Source organism: Protofrankia sp. CiP1_Cm_nod2, from assembly GCF_920664355.1.
Lineage (GTDB): Bacteria > Actinomycetota > Actinomycetes > Frankiales > Frankiaceae > Protofrankia.
Genome location: NZ_CAKKTL010000008.1, coordinates 26,871 through 44,973 on the forward strand (window position 1 = coordinate 26,871; position 18,103 = coordinate 44,973).

Annotated in this window: 16 protein-coding genes and 2 pseudogenes; 9 read left to right on the top strand and 9 right to left on the bottom strand. The window is 61.4% G+C overall.

Features of this window, described 5'->3' with window-relative positions:
• Window positions 1-421 (top strand): multicopper oxidase domain-containing protein (locus NBW84_RS01795; protein ID WP_250281068.1); only part of this gene is annotated, 421 nt, incomplete at its 5' end.
• A 142-nt stretch (window positions 422-563) separates the two neighbouring features.
• Here the strand turns inward: NBW84_RS01795 and NBW84_RS01800 are convergent.
• Together NBW84_RS01800 and NBW84_RS01805 are read right to left on the bottom strand one after the other, a co-directional pair.
• Window positions 564-1,769 (bottom strand): response regulator transcription factor, encoded by a 1,206-nt coding sequence (locus NBW84_RS01800; protein WP_250281070.1) that lies wholly within the window; start codon window positions 1,767-1,769, stop codon window positions 564-566.
• On the bottom strand, window positions 1,766-2,896 hold the full coding sequence (locus NBW84_RS01805) for a LuxR C-terminal-related transcriptional regulator (protein WP_250281073.1): 1,131 nt from the start codon (window positions 2,894-2,896) through the stop codon (window positions 1,766-1,768). The genes NBW84_RS01800 and NBW84_RS01805 overlap by 4 nt, the downstream gene beginning before the upstream one ends.
• Window positions 2,897-3,077: 181 nt before the next feature.
• Between NBW84_RS01805 and NBW84_RS01810 the strand changes: the two genes are divergently transcribed.
• From NBW84_RS01810 to NBW84_RS01835, 6 genes are all read left to right on the top strand, one after another.
• A complete protein-coding gene (locus NBW84_RS01810; RefSeq protein ID WP_250281074.1) occupies window positions 3,078-4,226 on the top strand; it encodes an acyl-CoA dehydrogenase family protein in 1,149 nt (382 codons plus the stop codon).
• A gap of 23 nt (window positions 4,227-4,249) precedes the next feature.
• Window positions 4,250-4,459, top strand: coding sequence for an enoyl-CoA hydratase-related protein (locus NBW84_RS01815; RefSeq protein ID WP_250281077.1), 210 nt, complete (start codon window positions 4,250-4,252; stop codon window positions 4,457-4,459).
• A gap of 338 nt (window positions 4,460-4,797) precedes the next feature.
• Entirely contained in the window at window positions 4,798-5,685 is an 888-nt protein-coding gene (locus NBW84_RS01820; RefSeq protein ID WP_250281079.1) for an SDR family oxidoreductase, read from the top strand.
• A gap of 40 nt (window positions 5,686-5,725) precedes the next feature.
• Complete coding sequence (locus NBW84_RS01825; RefSeq protein ID WP_250281080.1) at window positions 5,726-6,502, top strand: SDR family NAD(P)-dependent oxidoreductase; 777 nt, start codon at window positions 5,726-5,728, stop codon at window positions 6,500-6,502.
• A gap of 67 nt (window positions 6,503-6,569) precedes the next feature.
• Window positions 6,570-7,358, top strand: a complete 789-nt coding sequence (locus NBW84_RS01830; RefSeq protein ID WP_250281082.1) for an enoyl-CoA hydratase-related protein — start codon at window positions 6,570-6,572, stop codon at window positions 7,356-7,358.
• 37 nt (window positions 7,359-7,395) lie between these two features.
• Window positions 7,396-8,952, top strand: coding sequence for a long-chain-fatty-acid--CoA ligase (locus NBW84_RS01835; protein ID WP_250281084.1), 1,557 nt, complete (start codon window positions 7,396-7,398; stop codon window positions 8,950-8,952).
• A gap of 248 nt (window positions 8,953-9,200) precedes the next feature.
• Here NBW84_RS01835 and NBW84_RS01840 read toward each other — a convergent pair whose 3' ends face one another.
• The 3 genes from NBW84_RS01840 to NBW84_RS01850 all read right to left on the bottom strand — a co-directional run bounded on the left by NBW84_RS01840 (window position 9,201) and on the right by NBW84_RS01850 (window position 11,455).
• Window positions 9,201-9,356 carry a hypothetical protein gene (locus NBW84_RS01840; RefSeq protein ID WP_250281086.1) on the bottom strand — a complete coding sequence of 52 codons (156 nt, stop codon included), beginning with the start codon at window positions 9,354-9,356 and terminating at the stop codon, window positions 9,201-9,203.
• A 584-nt stretch (window positions 9,357-9,940) separates the two neighbouring features.
• Window positions 9,941-10,873, bottom strand: a complete 933-nt coding sequence (locus NBW84_RS01845; protein ID WP_250281088.1) for a DUF7064 domain-containing protein — start codon at window positions 10,871-10,873, stop codon at window positions 9,941-9,943.
• A gap of 330 nt (window positions 10,874-11,203) precedes the next feature.
• Entirely contained in the window at window positions 11,204-11,455 is a 252-nt protein-coding gene (locus NBW84_RS01850) for a hypothetical protein (RefSeq protein WP_250281090.1), read from the bottom strand.
• A gap of 571 nt (window positions 11,456-12,026) precedes the next feature.
• Here NBW84_RS01850 and NBW84_RS24010 point away from each other — a divergent pair.
• Window positions 12,027-12,188: pseudogene (locus NBW84_RS24010) on the top strand (ISL3 family transposase); the annotation flags it as partial.
• 201 nt (window positions 12,189-12,389) lie between these two features.
• Window positions 12,390-13,637 (top strand): LuxR C-terminal-related transcriptional regulator, encoded by a 1,248-nt coding sequence (locus NBW84_RS01855; protein WP_250281093.1) that lies wholly within the window; start codon window positions 12,390-12,392, stop codon window positions 13,635-13,637.
• 565 nt (window positions 13,638-14,202) lie between these two features.
• On the opposite strand, the gene NBW84_RS01860 is transcribed toward NBW84_RS01855, so the two are convergent.
• The 4 genes and pseudogenes from NBW84_RS01860 to NBW84_RS01870 form a co-directional block, all read right to left on the bottom strand.
• Window positions 14,203-15,654, bottom strand: coding sequence for an aldehyde dehydrogenase (locus tag NBW84_RS01860; RefSeq protein WP_250281094.1), 1,452 nt, complete (start codon window positions 15,652-15,654; stop codon window positions 14,203-14,205).
• Window positions 15,655-15,846: 192 nt separating this feature from the next.
• Complete coding sequence (locus NBW84_RS01865; RefSeq protein WP_250281097.1) at window positions 15,847-16,170, bottom strand: 2Fe-2S iron-sulfur cluster-binding protein; 324 nt, start codon at window positions 16,168-16,170, stop codon at window positions 15,847-15,849.
• A 13-nt stretch (window positions 16,171-16,183) separates the two neighbouring features.
• Window positions 16,184-16,476 (bottom strand): annotated as a pseudogene (locus tag NBW84_RS24015) (oxidoreductase C-terminal domain-containing protein).
• A 235-nt stretch (window positions 16,477-16,711) separates the two neighbouring features.
• Window positions 16,712-18,007, bottom strand: a complete 1,296-nt coding sequence (locus NBW84_RS01870) for a cytochrome P450 (protein WP_250281099.1) — start codon at window positions 18,005-18,007, stop codon at window positions 16,712-16,714.
• Between the last annotated feature and the right edge of the window lie 96 nt (window positions 18,008-18,103).

Genomic DNA, 18,103 nt, shown 5'->3' on the forward strand with positions numbered 1-18,103 from the left:
CCGGCTCGCCGACGTCGAGGCGCTGTCGACCGACGACGTCGCCGCCGAACGCGAGTTCGTCTTCGCGCGCGGCGGTGCGGAAGCGCACGGCATGGACCTGTGGACGGTGAACGGCAAACCGTTCAGTGCCGGGACAAGCGTCGCCCAACCACGGCTGGAAACGACCGAAAAATGGACCATCCGAGCCCAGAACGTCCAGCATCCCTTCCATGTCCACCTCGCTCGTTTTCAGGTGGTTGGCAGGAACGGGAAAGAAGATCCAGGCCGGTTCAACCGAGGCTGGAAAGACACTGTCAACCTCGACAACGGTGGCCGGGCCGAGATTCTCGTGCGCTTCGACGGCTACCGCGGCAGGTACGTCTTCCACTGTCACAACCTGGAACACGAGGACATGATGATGGCGAATTTCGACGTCGTCTAGGGTCTGTTGTGTTACTGGCCCGCACCTACGGCTGTCGGTTTTCTTTGCCGAGCTCACCCTGGCGGTCTGATCAGCGGCTCGGAGTGGCCTGGCATGTCCTGGCTCCGCTGAACGCAACAGACCCGCCTTGAGGAATCCACCACTAAACGTTGTGAGCGCGCATCGTGGACGAACGAGATCTGGCCGACGGTTTGGCGCGGTCGGTCGTCAGCCCGTAGTAGCGCGCGATGAGTTCCGCTCGACTGACCGCTCCGACCTTTCGGAGAATACTGCGGACGTGTGACTTGACGGTGTTGGGTGCTATCGCGAGCTGTCGCCCGATGCTGGCGTTGTCCTGCCCGGTCAGCAGCATGGCCATCACGTCGCGCTCGCGTGTCGAGAGTTTGTCGTCCAGCTCGGACCGCAGATCCGCCAGCGGCTGCCCGATCGCACTGGTGGCATCGGCGTGGTCGCGCCCGACGAGCCGTACCAGTTCGACGTCGGTGGCGAGCGCCGCCGTGATGCGATGGACGGCGTCGACGGATTCCTGGACGCGGGCGCTCTGCATTTTGAGGCGACGATCGAGAATGGATCGTTCGCACATCCGGCCGACTGCCGCGACGAACTGGTCGATCCGTGGCCGGACGTCATTAGCACACCAGGCCCAGCGCGCAGGTAGGGCCAGATACAGTAAGGCCAGCACGTCATCGCCGGCAACAAGGGGTGCGACGAGCACCGAGGCGGTCAACGGGTCCTGCATGTACCCGAGTGCTCCCGACTCGATCTCTGTCTCGCCGATCCACACCGACTCCCGGGACTCGACAGCTCGACACTCGACCGGCAACTCATGGAGCGGCTTGCTTGGGCCATCGAGTCGGTGCAGGGCTCCATCGCGGCGTCGGCGCGCGTCGTAGCGTTCCCATGGCGACCATTCACCGTCGTGGACGAAGGCGAGCATCAGTCGGTCGATGTCAAAGGCACGGGCGGCCTCCGGGCAGATCCGGCCAAACAACTCCACCTGATCGCGGCATGAGCGAAGCCGGGTCAGGCTACTTGCGACCCGCGCACGCTGCTGGGTATTCAACCTGGCACATTGCTGGCTCCACCTGGCTGCCAGGCTGGCCGCTCGAGACGCCGCCTCGGATATCTGCGTTGATACCTGCGTTCGTTCGGGAGCGCCGCCTTCGACAAGATCGGCGATGATCGCTTCCAACACCTGTCCGATCATGGAATCGATCCCGGCTCTGTCGTCGTTTACATGTGGGCCCGCCTGATGCCCGGCCGCCGGCACACCGACCAGACTCGCCAGCTGCCCGATCTCCGCCGCGATCTCGCGAACACCACGCGAGCCTGGCTGGCCGCCGGTCATTTCCGATCTTCCACGGGGCCTCGAAGCTGCAGGTAGCGGGCCACCGCTTCGGCTCTCGTCGATGCCCGCAGCTTGCGCATGATGCTACGAAGGTGAGTCTTGATCGTGTCCACGGAGAGCACCAGTTCCCGCGCGATCGACTGGTTGGTCGCCCCCGCCGCCACCAGGTCGAGGACCTGCCGTTCCCGGTCGGTGAGGGGCTCGGCGCGCAACGGCCGATGATCGTCGACTCGAGTCGCGGTCGACCATGGCGACGACGTTCGGTCCATGGCCGCCGGGCTCATGGGGCGGTTCGCGAGGGAGCGGAGCTCGTCGTTGAGATCATCGAGGACGTCGCATACCTGGGCACGCTGTGCGGCAATACGTTCCCGTAACGTCGCGCATTCGAACAGAACCCCGAATTCTGAGGCGAACAACGTGATGCTGTCGAGGTCACCCTCGGTGACCTCGCTGGGCTGGCCGATGCGGTCGGCATGCAGAAAGCCGATGACGCGACGGTTGGTCATGATCGGTGCGGCGACATAGGACTCGCTCTGAGTGACCCGAATGAGCGGCTTGAACGTACGGGGGTCGTTGCGCGCGTCGCGGACGATGACCGGAACGCGATGCCGCACCATGTCGGTCTCCAGCATCTGGCGGGACAGCGGAATCTCGTTGCCGTCCTGTGCAAAGCGGTCGAATTCGGCGGCGTCGGGGTCGGCGTGATCATCGATCCGCACGGTGTCCGGTATCCAGCGTGAACCCGACACGGAAGAAATCATGACTCGTGTGAACCCGCAGGCACCCCGCAGCTCTGCCGGCGTTCGCCGGGACAGCTCCGCACTCATGGCCATGCCGCGCAACCGGATCAGGGCGGAGCCGATTGCCGCGTCGGTGCGTTGCCTCAGGACCAGATCGTGCTGTTCCATCGCACGGCGTTCCTGTGCAAAAAGGACGATTCGGCGGGCATGTGACGGATGCGGCTCGGACTGCCCTGAAAGGTTCAGTACGTCCTGCTCGAGGGCGTCGAGGCGTGGGCCGAGGGAGTCGACGACGAAGGAGCGATGTACAGCCGCCTGGCGTCGCAACGCCTGGAGTTCCGCCAGCTGGGTGTCGACATCCCGCCAGCGATCATCACGCCGCGCCACCTGCAACCTCCCCGTCGAGGCCTCTCGCGCCCAGTATTGGCTCAATCATTCGCGCAATCATACTACTGGGCGATGGAAATCACCCACTGGTATGGAGATTCACCGTGGGGAACGAGCCACGCTGTGAGCGGTGACACACACGATGACGACTCCAACCAATGCTGTGTCCGGAGCTGGACCGATGAACTTCTCCGTCACCCCGGAGCAGGACTCGCTGGTCACGATGGCTCGCCAATTCGGTGAGCAACGGCTGGCCCCTTACTACAAGCAACGAGAGCGGGAAGGTTCCTTCGACCGCGACACCCTGCTCGAGATGGGTCGCCTGGGATTCTTCTGCGTCGAACTGCCGGAGCCCTACGGCGGTCTGGGGCTCGACTGTGTGACCGCCGGGCTCGTCCTCGAAGCACTGTGCCGATCCGACTACAACATCGGTCAGCTCATGGTCACCATGTCACTGGCGGGGGCGATCCTCGCGCGCCATGGGGCAGCGGATGTCGTGGCTCCGTGGTTACAGAGCATGACCGTAGGCGAAGCGATCCCGGCCATCGCCCTCACCGAGCCTGGCGGCGGGTCGGATGCCGCGCAATTGCGCCTACGGGCGCAACGCCACGGTGATACCTACGTCCTGGACGGCGAAAAGACCTCGACGACCTTTGCCACGCAGGCGGGCTTCGCCGTCGTCTGGGCACGGACCGGGCCAGCCGGTAGCGGTGCGCGTGGTGTCAGCGCCTTTGTCGTGCCACTGGACCTCCCAGGGGTGACCACCAGCGAGTTCGAGGATCTGGGTGGCCGCTGCGCAGGTCGCGGAGCCGTCCACTTCGACCGAGTGGAGATACCCGCCTCCCACCTGCTGGGCGAGGAGAACCAAGGATTCGTCCAGGTGATGCAAGGCTTCGACTACAGCCGCGCTCTGATCGGTCTGCAGTGCCTGGCCGTTGCCCGGCAGTCATTGGACGAGACGTGGGTCTCGGCGTCCGAGCGGCAAAGTTTCGGCCGGCCGCTGACCGCGCACCAGGGCGTATCGTTTCCGCTCGCCGAGGCCGAGACGCACCTTGAGGCCTGCCGGTTGCTGTGCCTGAAGACACTGTGGCTCAACGATCAGGGGTTGCCACACACGGCTGAGGCCGCGATGTGCAAGTGGTGGGGCCCCAAGCTGGCCTTCGAGATCGTTCAGACCTGCCTGCTGATCAACGGCCACGCCGCGTACACCACCGAGTTGCCCTACGAGCAGCGCCTGCGTGACGTGCTCGGGCTGCAGATCGGGGACGGCACGGCCCAGATCATGAAGCTCGTCATCGCAAGGCACAAGGCTGGCCGCAACGCAACCTGAAGATATCGAGGGAGACACATCAGATGGCAAAGGTCCTTCACGAGAAGCACGACCGCATCGCCTGCATCACCCTGAACCAACCCGAGGTGCATAACGCGATCGATGACGAAACCGACCAATTGCTCCTCAAGGCATGGGTCGAGTTCCGTACCGATTCCGATGCCTGCGTGGCGATCCTTACGGTGCCGACGACACCACCTTCTGTGCAGGAACAGACCTCGAGCCGCACATGAATCCGTGGCTGAACGCCAGGCCCGAACTCGGCCGCGGCCCGCTCGGGACCGGCTTTGCTGGACTGATCACCGGCGGACTGCCTCGCACTCCGAAGCCGATCATTGACGCCATCAACGGATGGGTGATCGACGGCGGCATCGAGTCGGTGCTGGCCTGCGATAGCGGGGTGTCCCCTGGCCGACCAGCTTCGCCTGGAGTGCCTCTACGGCTATTCGACCACGGGGCAACCCGGAGATCGTTCAGCGCAAACAGGAATTTATCGACAGATGCGATGCCGACCGCATCACCGCTGCGGATGAGTAACCACACGATCATTGAAGCGGAAGGGTAGACCGACGTGCCGTACGAGTCCATATACCGACCCGACTTGTTCGAAGGACAGGTCATCGTCGTCACCGGAGGTGGCAGCGGCATCGGACGCTGCACCGCCCACGAGCTCGCGCACCTCGGCGCGCACGTTGCCATCGTCGGCCGCGCCGAGGACAAGCTCCGGCGGGTCCGGGAGGAGATCGAGAGCGACGGCGGATCGGTCTCCGCTCACGTCGCCGACATCCGCGACGAATACGCCGTGATCGAAGTGGTGGAGTCCGTCCTGGCTGACCGTGGCCGAATCGACGGACTGGTCAACAACGCCGGCGGGCAGTACCGCGCACCGCTGAAGACCATTACCACCAAGGGATTCGACGCGGTCGTCCGGACCAACCTCACCGGCGGTTTCATCGTCATGCGCGAGATCTACAACCGCTGGATGGTTGACAATGGCGGCACAATCGTCAACATGATCGCCGATATCTGGCACGGCTGGCCCCACTTCTCGCACTCTGCCGCGTCCCGCGGCGGCATGTTCACATTGACCGAGTGCGCCGCCACTGAATGGGCGGAGTCGGGTGTACGCGTGAACACCGTCGCCCCGGGCTCAATCGCGTCCAGTGGTTTGGACACCTACGATGCCAAGGATACCGAGTTCATCCAGAACGACGTCACCCCTGGCATCCCGCTACAACGATTCGGAACCGAGTCGGAAGTCTCGGCGGCCATCGTCTTCCTCCTCTCGCCGGCAGCAAGCTTCATCACCGGCTCCTGCATCCGCGTCGACGGCGGTGCCCCCAACGCCCGGCGCGGCTGGTGGGAGCTACAACCGGTCCGCAACAACCAGCTCTACGACGGTTTCCACCGCTCGTCAAGCCCTGCGGTTCTCGCCGAAGTGGCGGCGGACAGGCCATGAGGACCTTTCACCACCACACGCGCAGGAGCAGCCAACACCTATGAGCAGCAAGTCGATCTCTGACTACGGCGTCGCCGTTCTCGGCGGTACCACGGGCGTCGGGCTCGAAACCGGCGCACAGTTCGCAGAACACGGAGCCCGCGTGGTCGTGCTGGGCCGTAACCTGAAACGCGGTGAAGCGGCATGTCAAACGATTCGCGACCGAGCACCCACTGCCGACGTCAGCTTCATCCAGGTCGACGCGACCGACCCGGCCGACGCCCTCCAAGCCGAAGCGGACGCCCGCGCGCACCTGGGCGACATCGACGTCCTGGTCAACACCACGGGGCCAAGCGAACCACCGCGGCTGCTCCACAACATCCCCATCCACAACATCAGGCCGCGCATCGACGAAGTCGTCCTACCGCCACTGCACATGATGTACGCCGTCCTACCGAGCATGCGTCAACGACGAGCCGGAGCGATCATCAACGTTGCCTCCGACGCGGCCAAGGTCGCCACGCCCGGCGAGACCCTGATCGGAGCTGCTATGGCCGCCATCGTCATGTTCTCCAAGGCCGCTGCCCTCGAGGTCAAACGCGAAGGTGTGCGCATCAACCTCCTCACGCCGTCGATCATCGCCGGCACCCCCGGCGCCGCCCTCATCGACGGTGAACCATTCAGCGCCAAGATGTTCGCCAAGGCCACCAGCATGGCCCACCTCGGTGTGGCTGAATCTTCTGACCTCGCGGCGATGGCGCTCTTCCTCGCCAGTCCCGCCGCGCGGCGCATCACCGGCCAGGCGATCAGCATCAACGGCGGTATCTCCGTGGCGTGACGATCCCGGCCCCGCTCCGAATCCAAGCCGTAGCGCGGCAACTACCCGTACCTTAGAAAGCATTCAAATGGGTTACGAGACACTCGAGCTGACCGTCGACGGCGGCGTGGCCAGCGTGGTGCTAAACAGCCCCGACGACGGAAATCCATTCAGCGCGGCGTTCTGTCGCGAGTTCGGTCACCTCGGAAACGAGTTGGCCAGTCGCCGCGATGTCCGGGTCGTCCTCCTGCGGTCGCGCGGCCGGTTCTTCAGCATCGGAGGTGACATCGGGATGTTCTCCCGCGACCTCGACGCCGCTTCCGCGACGGTGCGTGACGGCACATCCGGTCTCCACATGGGACTGGCCCGGCTCCTGCGGATGGACGCGCCCATCGTCGCCTGCGTGCAGGGTACTGCCATGGGCGGTGCCGTATCGATCATCGCTAACTGCGACCTGGTCTACAGCGCGCGATCCGCACACTTCGGAGCCGCCTACGCCCGGATCGGCTTCACCTGCGACCTCGGTGCGACCTCCGGGTTAGCGTCGCGAATGGGCATCGCGCGCGCACGACGATTTCTGCTGCTCGGTGAAGTGCTCGACGCCGACGAGGCGAAGCGCACCGGTCTCGTGGATCATGTGCTCGACGACGACGCGGTAGCCGAAGAGGCGTACAAGGCTACCGTCGATCTCGGTCAGGGTCCCACGAGAGCCTACGGCGAGATCCGGCGTCTGTTCGCCCGCGCACTCGCCAATCCCCTTGAAGCCCAGCTCGAGGACGAGGCCCAGGCGCTGGCCCGTGCCGCGGCCACCAGTGACGCACGCGAAGGCATCACGGCCTTCGTCGAGAAACGCACGCCACGCTTCCATGGCCAGTGAAGCGCGTAGTGATCTCAATTACGGAAGGACAGCAGGTATGTGGCTCTACTCTGAGATCAGAACGCTAGGAGACATCCCGCGGCACTACTCACGCACAATACCGGCCGCTCCCGCTCTCATCGGCACCGACGGGCCGGTCTCCTGGTCCCAGCTCGATATCCGGTCGAACCAGATTGCCAATGTCGTCGCGGCGGCCGATGTCGTGCCTGGTGCCCGGGTGGCCCTCTTGGGCAAGAATTCAACGCACTACTTCGAAATTCTGTTCGGTGTCAACAAAATCGGCGCGGCACTGCTTCCGCTGAACTGGCGGCTCGCCTTACCCGAACTGGTTGCCATACTTCAGGACGCGTCGCCGGATCTCTTCTTCGCCGACCACGAATATGCCGACGTCGCGGAAAAGGCCGTCGCTTCCAGCGGACTGCGCTGCCGCGTCATCGGCTACGACTCGACACGGCCAGGCTGCTCCGCGTTGGACGAGCTGATGAGCGCGGCCAGCAGTGACGACCAGGCGGTCGACGTCAATCCCTGGCACACCGCGATCCTCATGTATACCTCCGGCACCACTGGAAAACCCAAGGGTGTGCAGCTGTCGCACCAGAGCTATCTCTATCTGCGTCTGTGCGAGCACCTGGAACCGTCGTTCAGCTACACCTCTGAGGACGTCATGCTCACCGTTATGCCACTGTTCCATGCGATGGGCGTCGGGCTGTCCCTGCAAGCGCTCTACAATGGTGCCACGGTTGCCGTCTACTCTATGCCGGACCCGGGCAAATTACTTGCACTCATTCATCATGATCGACCTACGCTCCTGCCGCTCATACCGACCGTGATCCAGATGATGCTCGATCATCCCGACGCGGCCACCGCCGACCTGTCGTCAGTCCGCGTCGTTGTCTATGCCGGCTCACCCATTGGCCTCTCGCTGCTCAAACGCGCTCTCCAGGCGATGACGTGCGATTTCATCCAATTCTACGGTGCTACCGAGACCTGTGCCGGAGTCACCTTCCTACGGCCTGACCAGCACAGGCGTGGAATCAAACTGGAATCCTGTGGCAGCCCGTTGCCGCTGGTCGAGCTCAAAGTCGCCGACTCTGACGGGAACGAGGTCCCCGATGGGCAGGTCGGCGAGTTCTTGCTCCGATCGCCGTCACTGACCACCGGCTATCACAACCAACCAGATGTCACAGCCCATGCCTTCCGAGACGGCTGGTATCACACCGGAGACGCCGGTTACCGCGACGCAGACGGATTCTTCTACATCGTCGATCGCGTCAAAGACATGATCATAACCGGTGGCGAAAACGTTTATTCAACCGAAGTGGAGCAGGCACTCCAACAGATCAGCGGCGTCCAGCGCTGCGCGGCGATCGGCCTGCCGGACGCGAAATGGGGCGAGCGCGTGGTTGCCGTCGTAGTCCCAGAACCCAACGCAGTCCTGGTGGCAGAACAACTTATTGCCCAATGTCGCGAGCTAATTGCCGGATATAAGGTCCCGAAAGAGATAGTATTCGTTAGCTCATTACCGATGACTGCAAGTGGAAAAGTGATGAAAAGCGTCCTTCGGGAGGAGATCATCGCTCAGACGTCCAGGTGAGGGAGCGTCTGCGCGATGACTCTGTCGCACTTTCGGTGGTGACGATGCGGGAGGTTATGCCAGGAGGATGTGGGGCGTAGGAGCGGGAAGCTCGCTCTGCCGTACATCTGCCGTTCGGACAGCTTGGTCTTGGTGTTGATGCCTTCTTGCTCTAGGGAAGGCGAGCTCGGCCAGGACGGCCTTGCGGTCCTGGCCGAGGCCGTTGAGGAAGGGGGCCAGTTCGGGCGGGTAGACCGCGCGTACGTCGGTCATCCAGGAGTCGAGATCGTTGCCTCGGCGGGCGGCCCCATGAGCTGGGCGAAGGCCCGCACGAGCCGGGTCAGAGCGGTCGTCTCGGGGCGGATGGCAAGGAGCGCGTCGAGATACACACGCTGTTTGTCGGTCAGGTCTCCGGGGCAAGTCATGATCCAACAGGTGAGGCGGTGGGGGGATGGCGCGATCCGATCACCCTCCAGGCGGCCCTGGTTGACTACGTGTAGAGGAGGTTGAGGCTGCCGGTGTATCCGAGGGACGCGGATTTCTTCGAACAGGCGCGCGACGGGCACGCCGGGCTCGGCGGGCTCGGCGGCACCGCGCCGGCGCAGGTTGGTCGCGGTAAGGGTCGACCTGGCAGACACGGCCCGGCTCCGCCGCAGCATCGCCTCCAACCGGGCGAGATCCCGATCATCCAGCCGACACCGCGACAGCGGCCCGGCCGACCGCAACACCGCCGCACTCCCGCCCGCCCAGGCGTGGTATCAGCGGCTCGCGCTCTTCGGGGCCACCCGGAACTCCCGCGCCACCCCCACCGGTAGCCGTCACCAGGCGCTTCAACCCCACATATTAAATACCAGTAACCAGGCACTCGCCCGGACCGGGTTCACGCCCATTTCCCAGTCGGGGTATTCGGCGGACGATAGAGGAGAACAAGTCACCAAAGGCCTTTCGCACAGGCTGCGGGCTCTCAGATACTCCAGCGCCTTGCGGTCGGTAATCGATCAGTCTCAGATCATGCTTTGCTCTCAATTAGGTGCTGTAGGTAGGGTGTCGGCCAGTGGGTCTCGAACTGTCCGGCGCCGACTTCACCATCGATTGTCGCGGTGCAAGCCGCCTCCCAGATCTCGGTAGCCATCTTGTCGTTGGTGGGTAGCTTGACCACCCCATAGCTGTCGAGCACGAGAGAGGTGCTCTCGCCGGTGATGTCGACCAGTTCGGCATCGAGCCGACGCTGGGTCATGTCACCGTTGTAAAGAGCCTTGTGCTTGATATGCGAGACGGGAACGGTCACGCCATCCTTAACGACGTAGCCTCCGAACCCCCACTCACCCTTGGCGATCCAGATCCAGCCGTTCACGGCCCGGCCGGATTCGGTGTACGCGACAAACCACTTCCAATGGTGCGGGATCCCCCAGTTGCGGTTCCCCCACGAATGGTCACGGTGCCCCATCCGGTCCCATTCGATCCGGCGTCCGCCGACATCGATGAAGCCCGTGACACGACCGGTCTGCTCCAGCCGATTCTCCGCGAACCAGGCGGGCAGGCCATCGGGGTTCGAGCGGTAGCTGAACGCATCGTGGATCGCTACAAAGGTGTATTCGATGGTCAGATCCTCGTGGCGGAACACGACCTCGGCGGTACGACGCAGCTCCGGCTGTTTGACAGAGAGGCCCCGGAACGTGAAGTTGTCGAAGTCCATGTCGGTCGGTACGCTCCCGCTCGCCAGCTTGAGCGCAACCGGTTCGGTGCCCGGCCCCCAGACGGAAACGTTGTAGCCGGTTTTGCCCCGGTCGGTGAGATACAGGTATATCTGCACGCCCAACCGCTCCTCAGGCATGATCAATTCCCAGAAGAGACTGTCGCGCATCTTCCCGCCCGGGGCCGGCCAGTGCCGCAGGTCGTCCCGCGGGCCGAAACCTGGGTCGACACCTCCCAGCGTCACCATTGTTTTTCCTACCTTTCCGTGAAGTGCGGCGCTCGGCACTGCTTGAACGCCGCCAACGCCTCAGACATGACCCCAGGTGGTGGACATGCGCGGCGAGTTCGACTGATTGATCTCGACTGTGAGCACGGTGGCGCGTCGGGCTTCGTCAGCCACGCGATCCGAGCTGATCCCCAGCAGGCAGGTGCCATCGACGTCTCAGCGGCAGAACCCTCCTGGATAGCAGGGCATTCGGAAAGCCAGACCTTACGCTTGTCGACAACGCGGTGGCCGCCATCGCGACGCGCGAAGGCGATGATCCGAGCAGGTCTGATGACATCGGAACAGACGCGGTCATCGTTGACGATGCAGGGCAGGGTATACTGCTTGCGTACCGGCGACCGGGGCCTGGATCGTCAGATACATATCGAAGATCGATAGGGCGGATGATGCTCGCGCGTTCGCCGCGTCTCCGAAATTGGCGACATCCTCGATCAACAACACCGTCTCGCCAATCTCGAAGCTGTGGCTGCCGTGTCCTTTTCGGGACAGCGATGCCAGGCCAGCCGTCGTCGTCGGCGGCGTGGAGCTCCACCGGGAACTCACCCTTCGCCATCCGGCACCAGTCGTCACATTTCCCGGCTGGCTCGGCGGACATCCTACGAATCCCCTCCTGATCTTCAGCCGGCTGAAAAGTCCACCACATGGCTCCCGCCGACATGCCCCCACAGCCAGCTTCAATCTTAACTTACCAAAGGTCCAACCAAAATGCACTTCAGAACGAAACCCACCAACTCGCTCACGACAAGATCAAAATCTTGTGAGAACTGCCGATTCCCCCGTTCCGCGCAAGCGTTACGTCACCCAGGGACACCCTCCAGTAAGTTGATCTACACTGGCGCAGAGGTGGGGAGCGAGCCGACAGATCATGGTTTGAGGCGTGCCTCTCGGTGAGTCACAACCAAGCTGCATCCAACCTGTGAGCAGGGTCAGCAGCTGCCGCCGGGCCGGTCATCATCGCTGGCCAGCACATGGATGCTCCTCAGTTCCAGGCGGTACTGGTCGAGATCCGGGTACCGTGATCTGGTCGGAGCCGACCTCGACCGGATCACGTGCTCCCGCGCTCGAGAGCTGGGCCGAGTGGGCTGAAGCCAGTCCGCTGTCTGAACTCCGCAGATACGCCTCCGGCCTGCGCACCGGCTGGGACGCGGTCACGGCCGGACTCACCCTCTCCTGAAACTCCGGCCCGGTGGAAGGCTGGACCAATCGCATCAAAACACTCAAGCATCAGATATATGGGCGAACCAACCCCGACCTGCTCCGCAAACGCGCACTCCTCGACCAGCGAAGATCCAAAGCGTCGCTCGCGAAACTTGTGCCAGAGCCAGGATCTCGCGGTCGCCGACACTCTGCCACTCACCCGGTGACACAGTAGGGCAGAACACTGGTCACAGTCGGGGTCGATGAGGAGAATACATGTGCTGGTTCGTCTCAGTACAGCGATGGGTACAGCAACCCGACATAGATTGGAGTTATACATATGACCAACAGTAACTCGGCGAATACAATGAGAAGTAATAGTCCGAAGGTCGCAACGGAAGCAGCCACCGTCGTCTCGAGGCGCGCCCACAAGTGGCGCTCACGGTTGGTCGAGGCATTATCCCAACAGGAGCTCGCCGACGTACTTGAGACAATCGAAAGCGCCAAGCGTCTTCTTTCGCCCGACGCCGCGCCAGCGTTGGAAGACATTCACGATTTCTATGCGGCGATGCAGGCACTGAGCACGGCTTGGACTGCTGTGAGTCGGGCACTGAGCGGGGACAAGGAGGCGGTTGAGGCTGTGGTATCAGCCGAGGATTTAGTCCAGCTGCTGCTCCGGATCCGGGGCGCCGAAAATATCGTTCGCCGCATAGAGGTCATGCAGCGGACGGAAGCCACCCAGACCGTGCAGCAGGCACTGGTTCAGTTCCGGGACATCAGACAAATCGACCAGCTAAGCAACAAATGCCCGAAGGTCATGGCCGAGATGGGATTTGACCGAGCCATGCTCTCCATGGTTGACAAATCGGTGTGGATACCGGCGTCCGCCTATGTCGACGGCGACCCCGAGTGGGCTCAGGCTATCGTCCGGTCAGGACAGGAACACCCGCAGCAGCTAGTTTCTTCACTCCCGGAATTCGAGCTCGTTCGGCGCAAGCATGGCATCCTCGTTACTGACGCGCAGCAGAATCCCAAGGCGAACAGGGCGATTGTTGGCCCTTCGCTGTCCCGTTCATATGTTGCGGCGGCACTCATGCCGGAAGGCAATTTAATTGGATTATTACACTGTGACCAGTACTTTCACCGCGGGGATGTGGACGAGTTCGACCGCAACCTTCTCAACTTATTCGCAGAAGGTTTCGGCTATGTGTTGGAACGTGCGATCCTGCTCGCGCGCTCCGTAGCCATCCAGGCTGAGGTCGCAAAACTATCCGAGAGCATCGATGCCGCCGTTGAAGGATTCAGTGATGAAATCGCTATCACAAGTGACGGTTTATCTCCGTCTGTGCGACGGGCGGTGAACACATCCTGGACGGCCCACACCGCGCTGGACGCCTACGGTCTCACCCGCCGTGAAATGGAGGTATTCAGGCTGATGGCGGCTGGTGAGACCAACAGTCAGATTTCCGACCATTTGATCATCTCCGCCGGCACGGTAAAATCGCATGTCAAGCACATTCTTCGCAAACTTGGTATGACAAACCGTGCCGAGGCGATCTCATACTGGTACAACGCACAACCAAGATAAAAGTGCACCGCAACGGAGACTCCGACAGGATAATCACCGCCATCCAATGAAGCATCAGCATTCGCTCCCGGAGCCGACGACTGGCCATCCGGCACATCAGGGACCGTCTCGACTATTCCTTCGGACAGGATTCCCGATGAAATACGCGGATCCCGAGGCCCGGCGGCGAGACGCCGGTCGCAGCGTCTTCATGGTCGGCTCTGGAATTCCTTCGAAGGGTGGGCCTGGGATGCGTCTGTGCGGCATGTCGGTCAGCCGTCAGAGATGATCTCGGCGAGGCTGGTCGCGGCATGCCTGCTGTCGGCCTCTCCCGCCGATTCCGGGCAGGGAAGATCAGTAGCCAGATGCCGGGTGCCATAGGTGGGAGCGTGACCAGAGCACGGAAGGGTGTCGCTGAAACACAATATCCGAGGCATTTGGCCGGCCACGAGAGCAGCGCCCGTCTCGATGCCCACGGCAGCTCCGTCCAGGTTTCTGTCAAACGGCGGCTCTCGGTGCCGACGATCGACGCCGCCGGCACCGAGAATATAATCTACTCGGAATTTTCAGATATGCATGAGAAAGATCACTTGTCGAGATAGACAGACTTGGTCAACTGATACGCGGCCAAGCCCTCGGGACCCAGCTCCCGACCCAGACCGCTGGCCTTGATGCCCCCGAATGGCGCGGTCGGATCGGGCAGATATGCATTGATCCCGAACGTTCCCGTATGGACTCGTCGAGCCACGTCAAGGCCACGGTCGGCATCCGCCGTCCACACCGAACCACCCAGACCGTAGTCGACATCATTAGCGATTCGGATCGCATCGTCGAGGTCGCCGTAGGGAATCACCGACAGCACGGGGCCAAAGATTTCTTCCTGCGCGATCGTCGTGCTGTTGTCCACGTCCGCGAACACAGTCGGCTCGACGAACCAGCCCTTGTCACGATCCTTCGGACGTCCGCCACCCGTCGTCACACGTCCGCCGTCGTTCTTACCCTTCGCGATGTAGCCTTCCACGCGTTCACGCTGGCGAGCGCTGACAAGCGGCCCGACTTGAGTCGTTGGATCAAGGGGGTCGCCAACTTTGAGTGCACCGACGAATCCGGTAAAGACGTCGACGATTTCGTCATAACGACTGCGCGGGGCCAGTACGCGCGTACCCAGGTAGCATGCCTGCCCGTTGTTCAGCAGGCACGCACCGAACAGGTTCTCCAGGCTACCTGCCAGGTCCGCGTCATCGAGGATGATGGCTGCCGACTTGCCACCCAGCTCCAAGGTGACAGGACGAAGCAGCCGTCCACAAACTTCTGCGATCGACCGCCCGGCAGCCGTTGATCCGGTAAAAGCGATCTTGTCTACCTTTGAGTGGGCAACCAGAAACGCACCGATTTCTCGGCCACCCGGAACGATATTGACGACCCCGTGTGGAATCCCGGACTCCGCAATGGCCTCGGCTAAGATAAAACTGTCCAGGACCGTCTCCGGCGAGGGCTTGATAACCACGGTGCAGCCAGCTGCCAGGGCCGGTGCCAATTTGAAGGCCGCAAGCGCCTGCGGAAAATTCCATGGGACGATCGCACCGACGACACCGATCGGCTCACGTCGTACCAAGGTATTACCGCCGAACAGACCCGGACGGCTCTCTTCAAACGAAGCGTTCTCGATGAGATCGGCGTAGTATCTCAGCAGAACAGCCGGAAATACCGCCTCCAATTGTTGACCAATTATGAGTGGCATCCCGTTCTGGCTGCTTACCCGATGAACGATCTCCGCACTCCGGCTTTCGAGGGCCGAGGCGAGGCGCCGCATCGCTTCAGCGCGCTGCGAAACGGGCCACGTCGACCATCCCTTCGGATCGTCGAAGGCTGCCCTGGCAGCGTCGACCGCGCGGTCGACGTCCTTTTCGGACGCTTCCGGAACAGTGCCGATGACCTCCTCGGTGCTAGCCGACACGACCGTGATCGTCTTGTCCGACTCTGGCTTGACCCAGTCGCCGCCGATGAACAGTGAATGATAATCGATTACTTCAGTCATCGTTCCTCCTCACCCCATATTAAGAGCCTTTTTTGAACGTACCCATGCAGCGATAGGACAAACTTCGCCAAACGAGACCATCACACCGGCGACGCAGCGATCCTCAGAGCTCGTACCCATGAAACACCGCCGCCTGTCCAACGCTGGAAAAAGATCTGAAACAGATCACAGGTCGCACGTTTGCAGTCCTTTTTACTCCTGCGACTCAGGGATATGTAGTGTCAGACCATCCAATTCATCGGTCAGAAGAATCTGGCAGGACAACCGAGAGTTCGAGCGAGCAGCATCGAGGAATTCAATCAGATCCTTTTCCTCTTGAGTAGCCTCCTCAAGCTTACCCAGCCAAAGATCGTCAACATACACATGGCATGTTGCGCACGAGCAGCTCCCGCCGCATTCAGCCACGATCCCGGGTACGTTGTTGTTAACGGTGACTTCCATGAGAGTGCACCCAGAATCAGCATTCAATTCCCAGCGGGAGCCTTCATAGTCATTGATACAAATAATTTTCGGCATTACTTCTCCATCATCAAACTAAAACTCTCCGCAGGGGAATCGAGCTGTCAGCAAGCTTGACAAGATCGACCCGAGCGTTCTTCTCGATGAACCGCTTACCTGTCATGAATTCACCAGGAGAATTGACCGTTTCGACCGCCACAACATTTCCGCCCCGAACATGAAAAAGGCGTCCTTAAAGCCCTTCGAGAAATTTCTGGCGATGACCTCCTCGCCATCCTGGACAAGACCAGCCATCTTCAGCTTCAAGTTGAAATGATCCGACCAGAACCAAGGAATCTCGGGCTTCGGCTGCGGTCCTCCCAAATCAAAACAACCTCGCCACCAAAACTCTTCTGCCGAAGAAAAGACGCCGCATTAGCACCACCATGGCCGGCCCCCACAATAACAACCCGGCTTCGGAGGTCATCACCAAACACAGCCCCTGAGGAGTTTTCATTTCCCATGGCCGGGAGTTGTCCCTTCTCAGTTGCGGTGTTGCGGTGGCCATGCATCAGGGCATGGCCACCGCAACACCGCAACCCCACAACGTCTCGGGAAGTTACGCCTTGGTGAACCGGACAGGAAGCTTCGTCAGCCCACCCACAAAGTTCGCCTGTGCCAGCTTCGGGTCACCTATCAGCTCGACGGACTTGAGCCGGGGAAGCAACTCCTCGAATAGAATCCGCAGTTCGATCTTTGCCACATGTTGGCCAAGGCACATATGCGGGCCATAGCCGAAAGAGATGTGCTTGTTCGGCTTCCGGGCGATGTCAAACGCATCCGGATTCTCGAAAACATCCTCGTCGCGGTTGCCCGACGGGTAGCACAGCATCAGCCGGTCCCCGCTCTTGATTTCCTGACCGCGCAGTTCGGTGTCCCGGCTGGCAGCGCGCATAAAATGCTTCACCGGAGCTACCCAACGAATACACTCGTCCACAAGGCTGGAAATCAATGACGGGTCGGCCCGTACCTTGTCAAGCTGGTCCGGAAACTCGGCAAACGCATGCAGTGCGCCCGAAATGGTGGAAGAAGTTGTGTCGTGACCGGCCGTGGCAATGGCGAGATAGTATCCGTTGCACAACTCCTCGGCAAGGTACTCACCATCGACCTTGGCGTTGGCGATAAGCGACAGTAGATCGTCCTTCGGGTGCGACCGCCGATGCCCGGAAAGACCACTGAAATACGCATAGAAATCCTGGACGGCTGCCATCCACATACGCGCGGCGACATCTGGTGCGAACTTGACTTCTTCGCGCTGCCGTTCGGGGTCGTTGCCCCCGAACAATTCTTGGGTGAGCTTCAGCATACGCGGTTCATCCTCTTCTGGCACGCCGAGAAGAGTCATGATGACATGCAACGGGAAACGTAGGGCAAAATCTGTCACTATATCGACCTGGCCGTCGGAGGCCATGAGTTTATCCACGGCTTCACGAGCAAGACCACGAATTCGATCTTCAAATGTCCGCAGATTCCTCGGCATGAACCATTGTGCCGTGACATTCCTCATCTTGGTATGCTCGGGCGGGTCCATGTAGACCACCATGTCGATTGCTCGAATGGTGCCGTTGTTAATGCTTCGAATAAAAGCGTCGCTCGCCTGATCATTGAGAATGGGATTCTCCACGCTGCTGGTGAAGAGATCGGGCTGCTTTTCGACCGCCATGATGTCGGCATGCTTGGTGACCAGCCAAATAGGATCGAAGCCGTCCAGCCTGGCGAGGCCAACCGGCTTATTCTGACGAAGCCACCTGTACGCCGAGTAGAAGACCTTCTCATCGGTATGCGACTCCGCGAGCATAACTCCTTGTGCGATTTCGTCCGGAATAGCCGGGCCACTGTCCAGTACAGTCGTCACTTGGTCGTCCTTCCTCACTGTAAGGATTTATACATCGATCTTCAAATAGCAGAATCGCAACTTTTCGCTGCCGACGTCGACGGTGCCGCTCAGCGG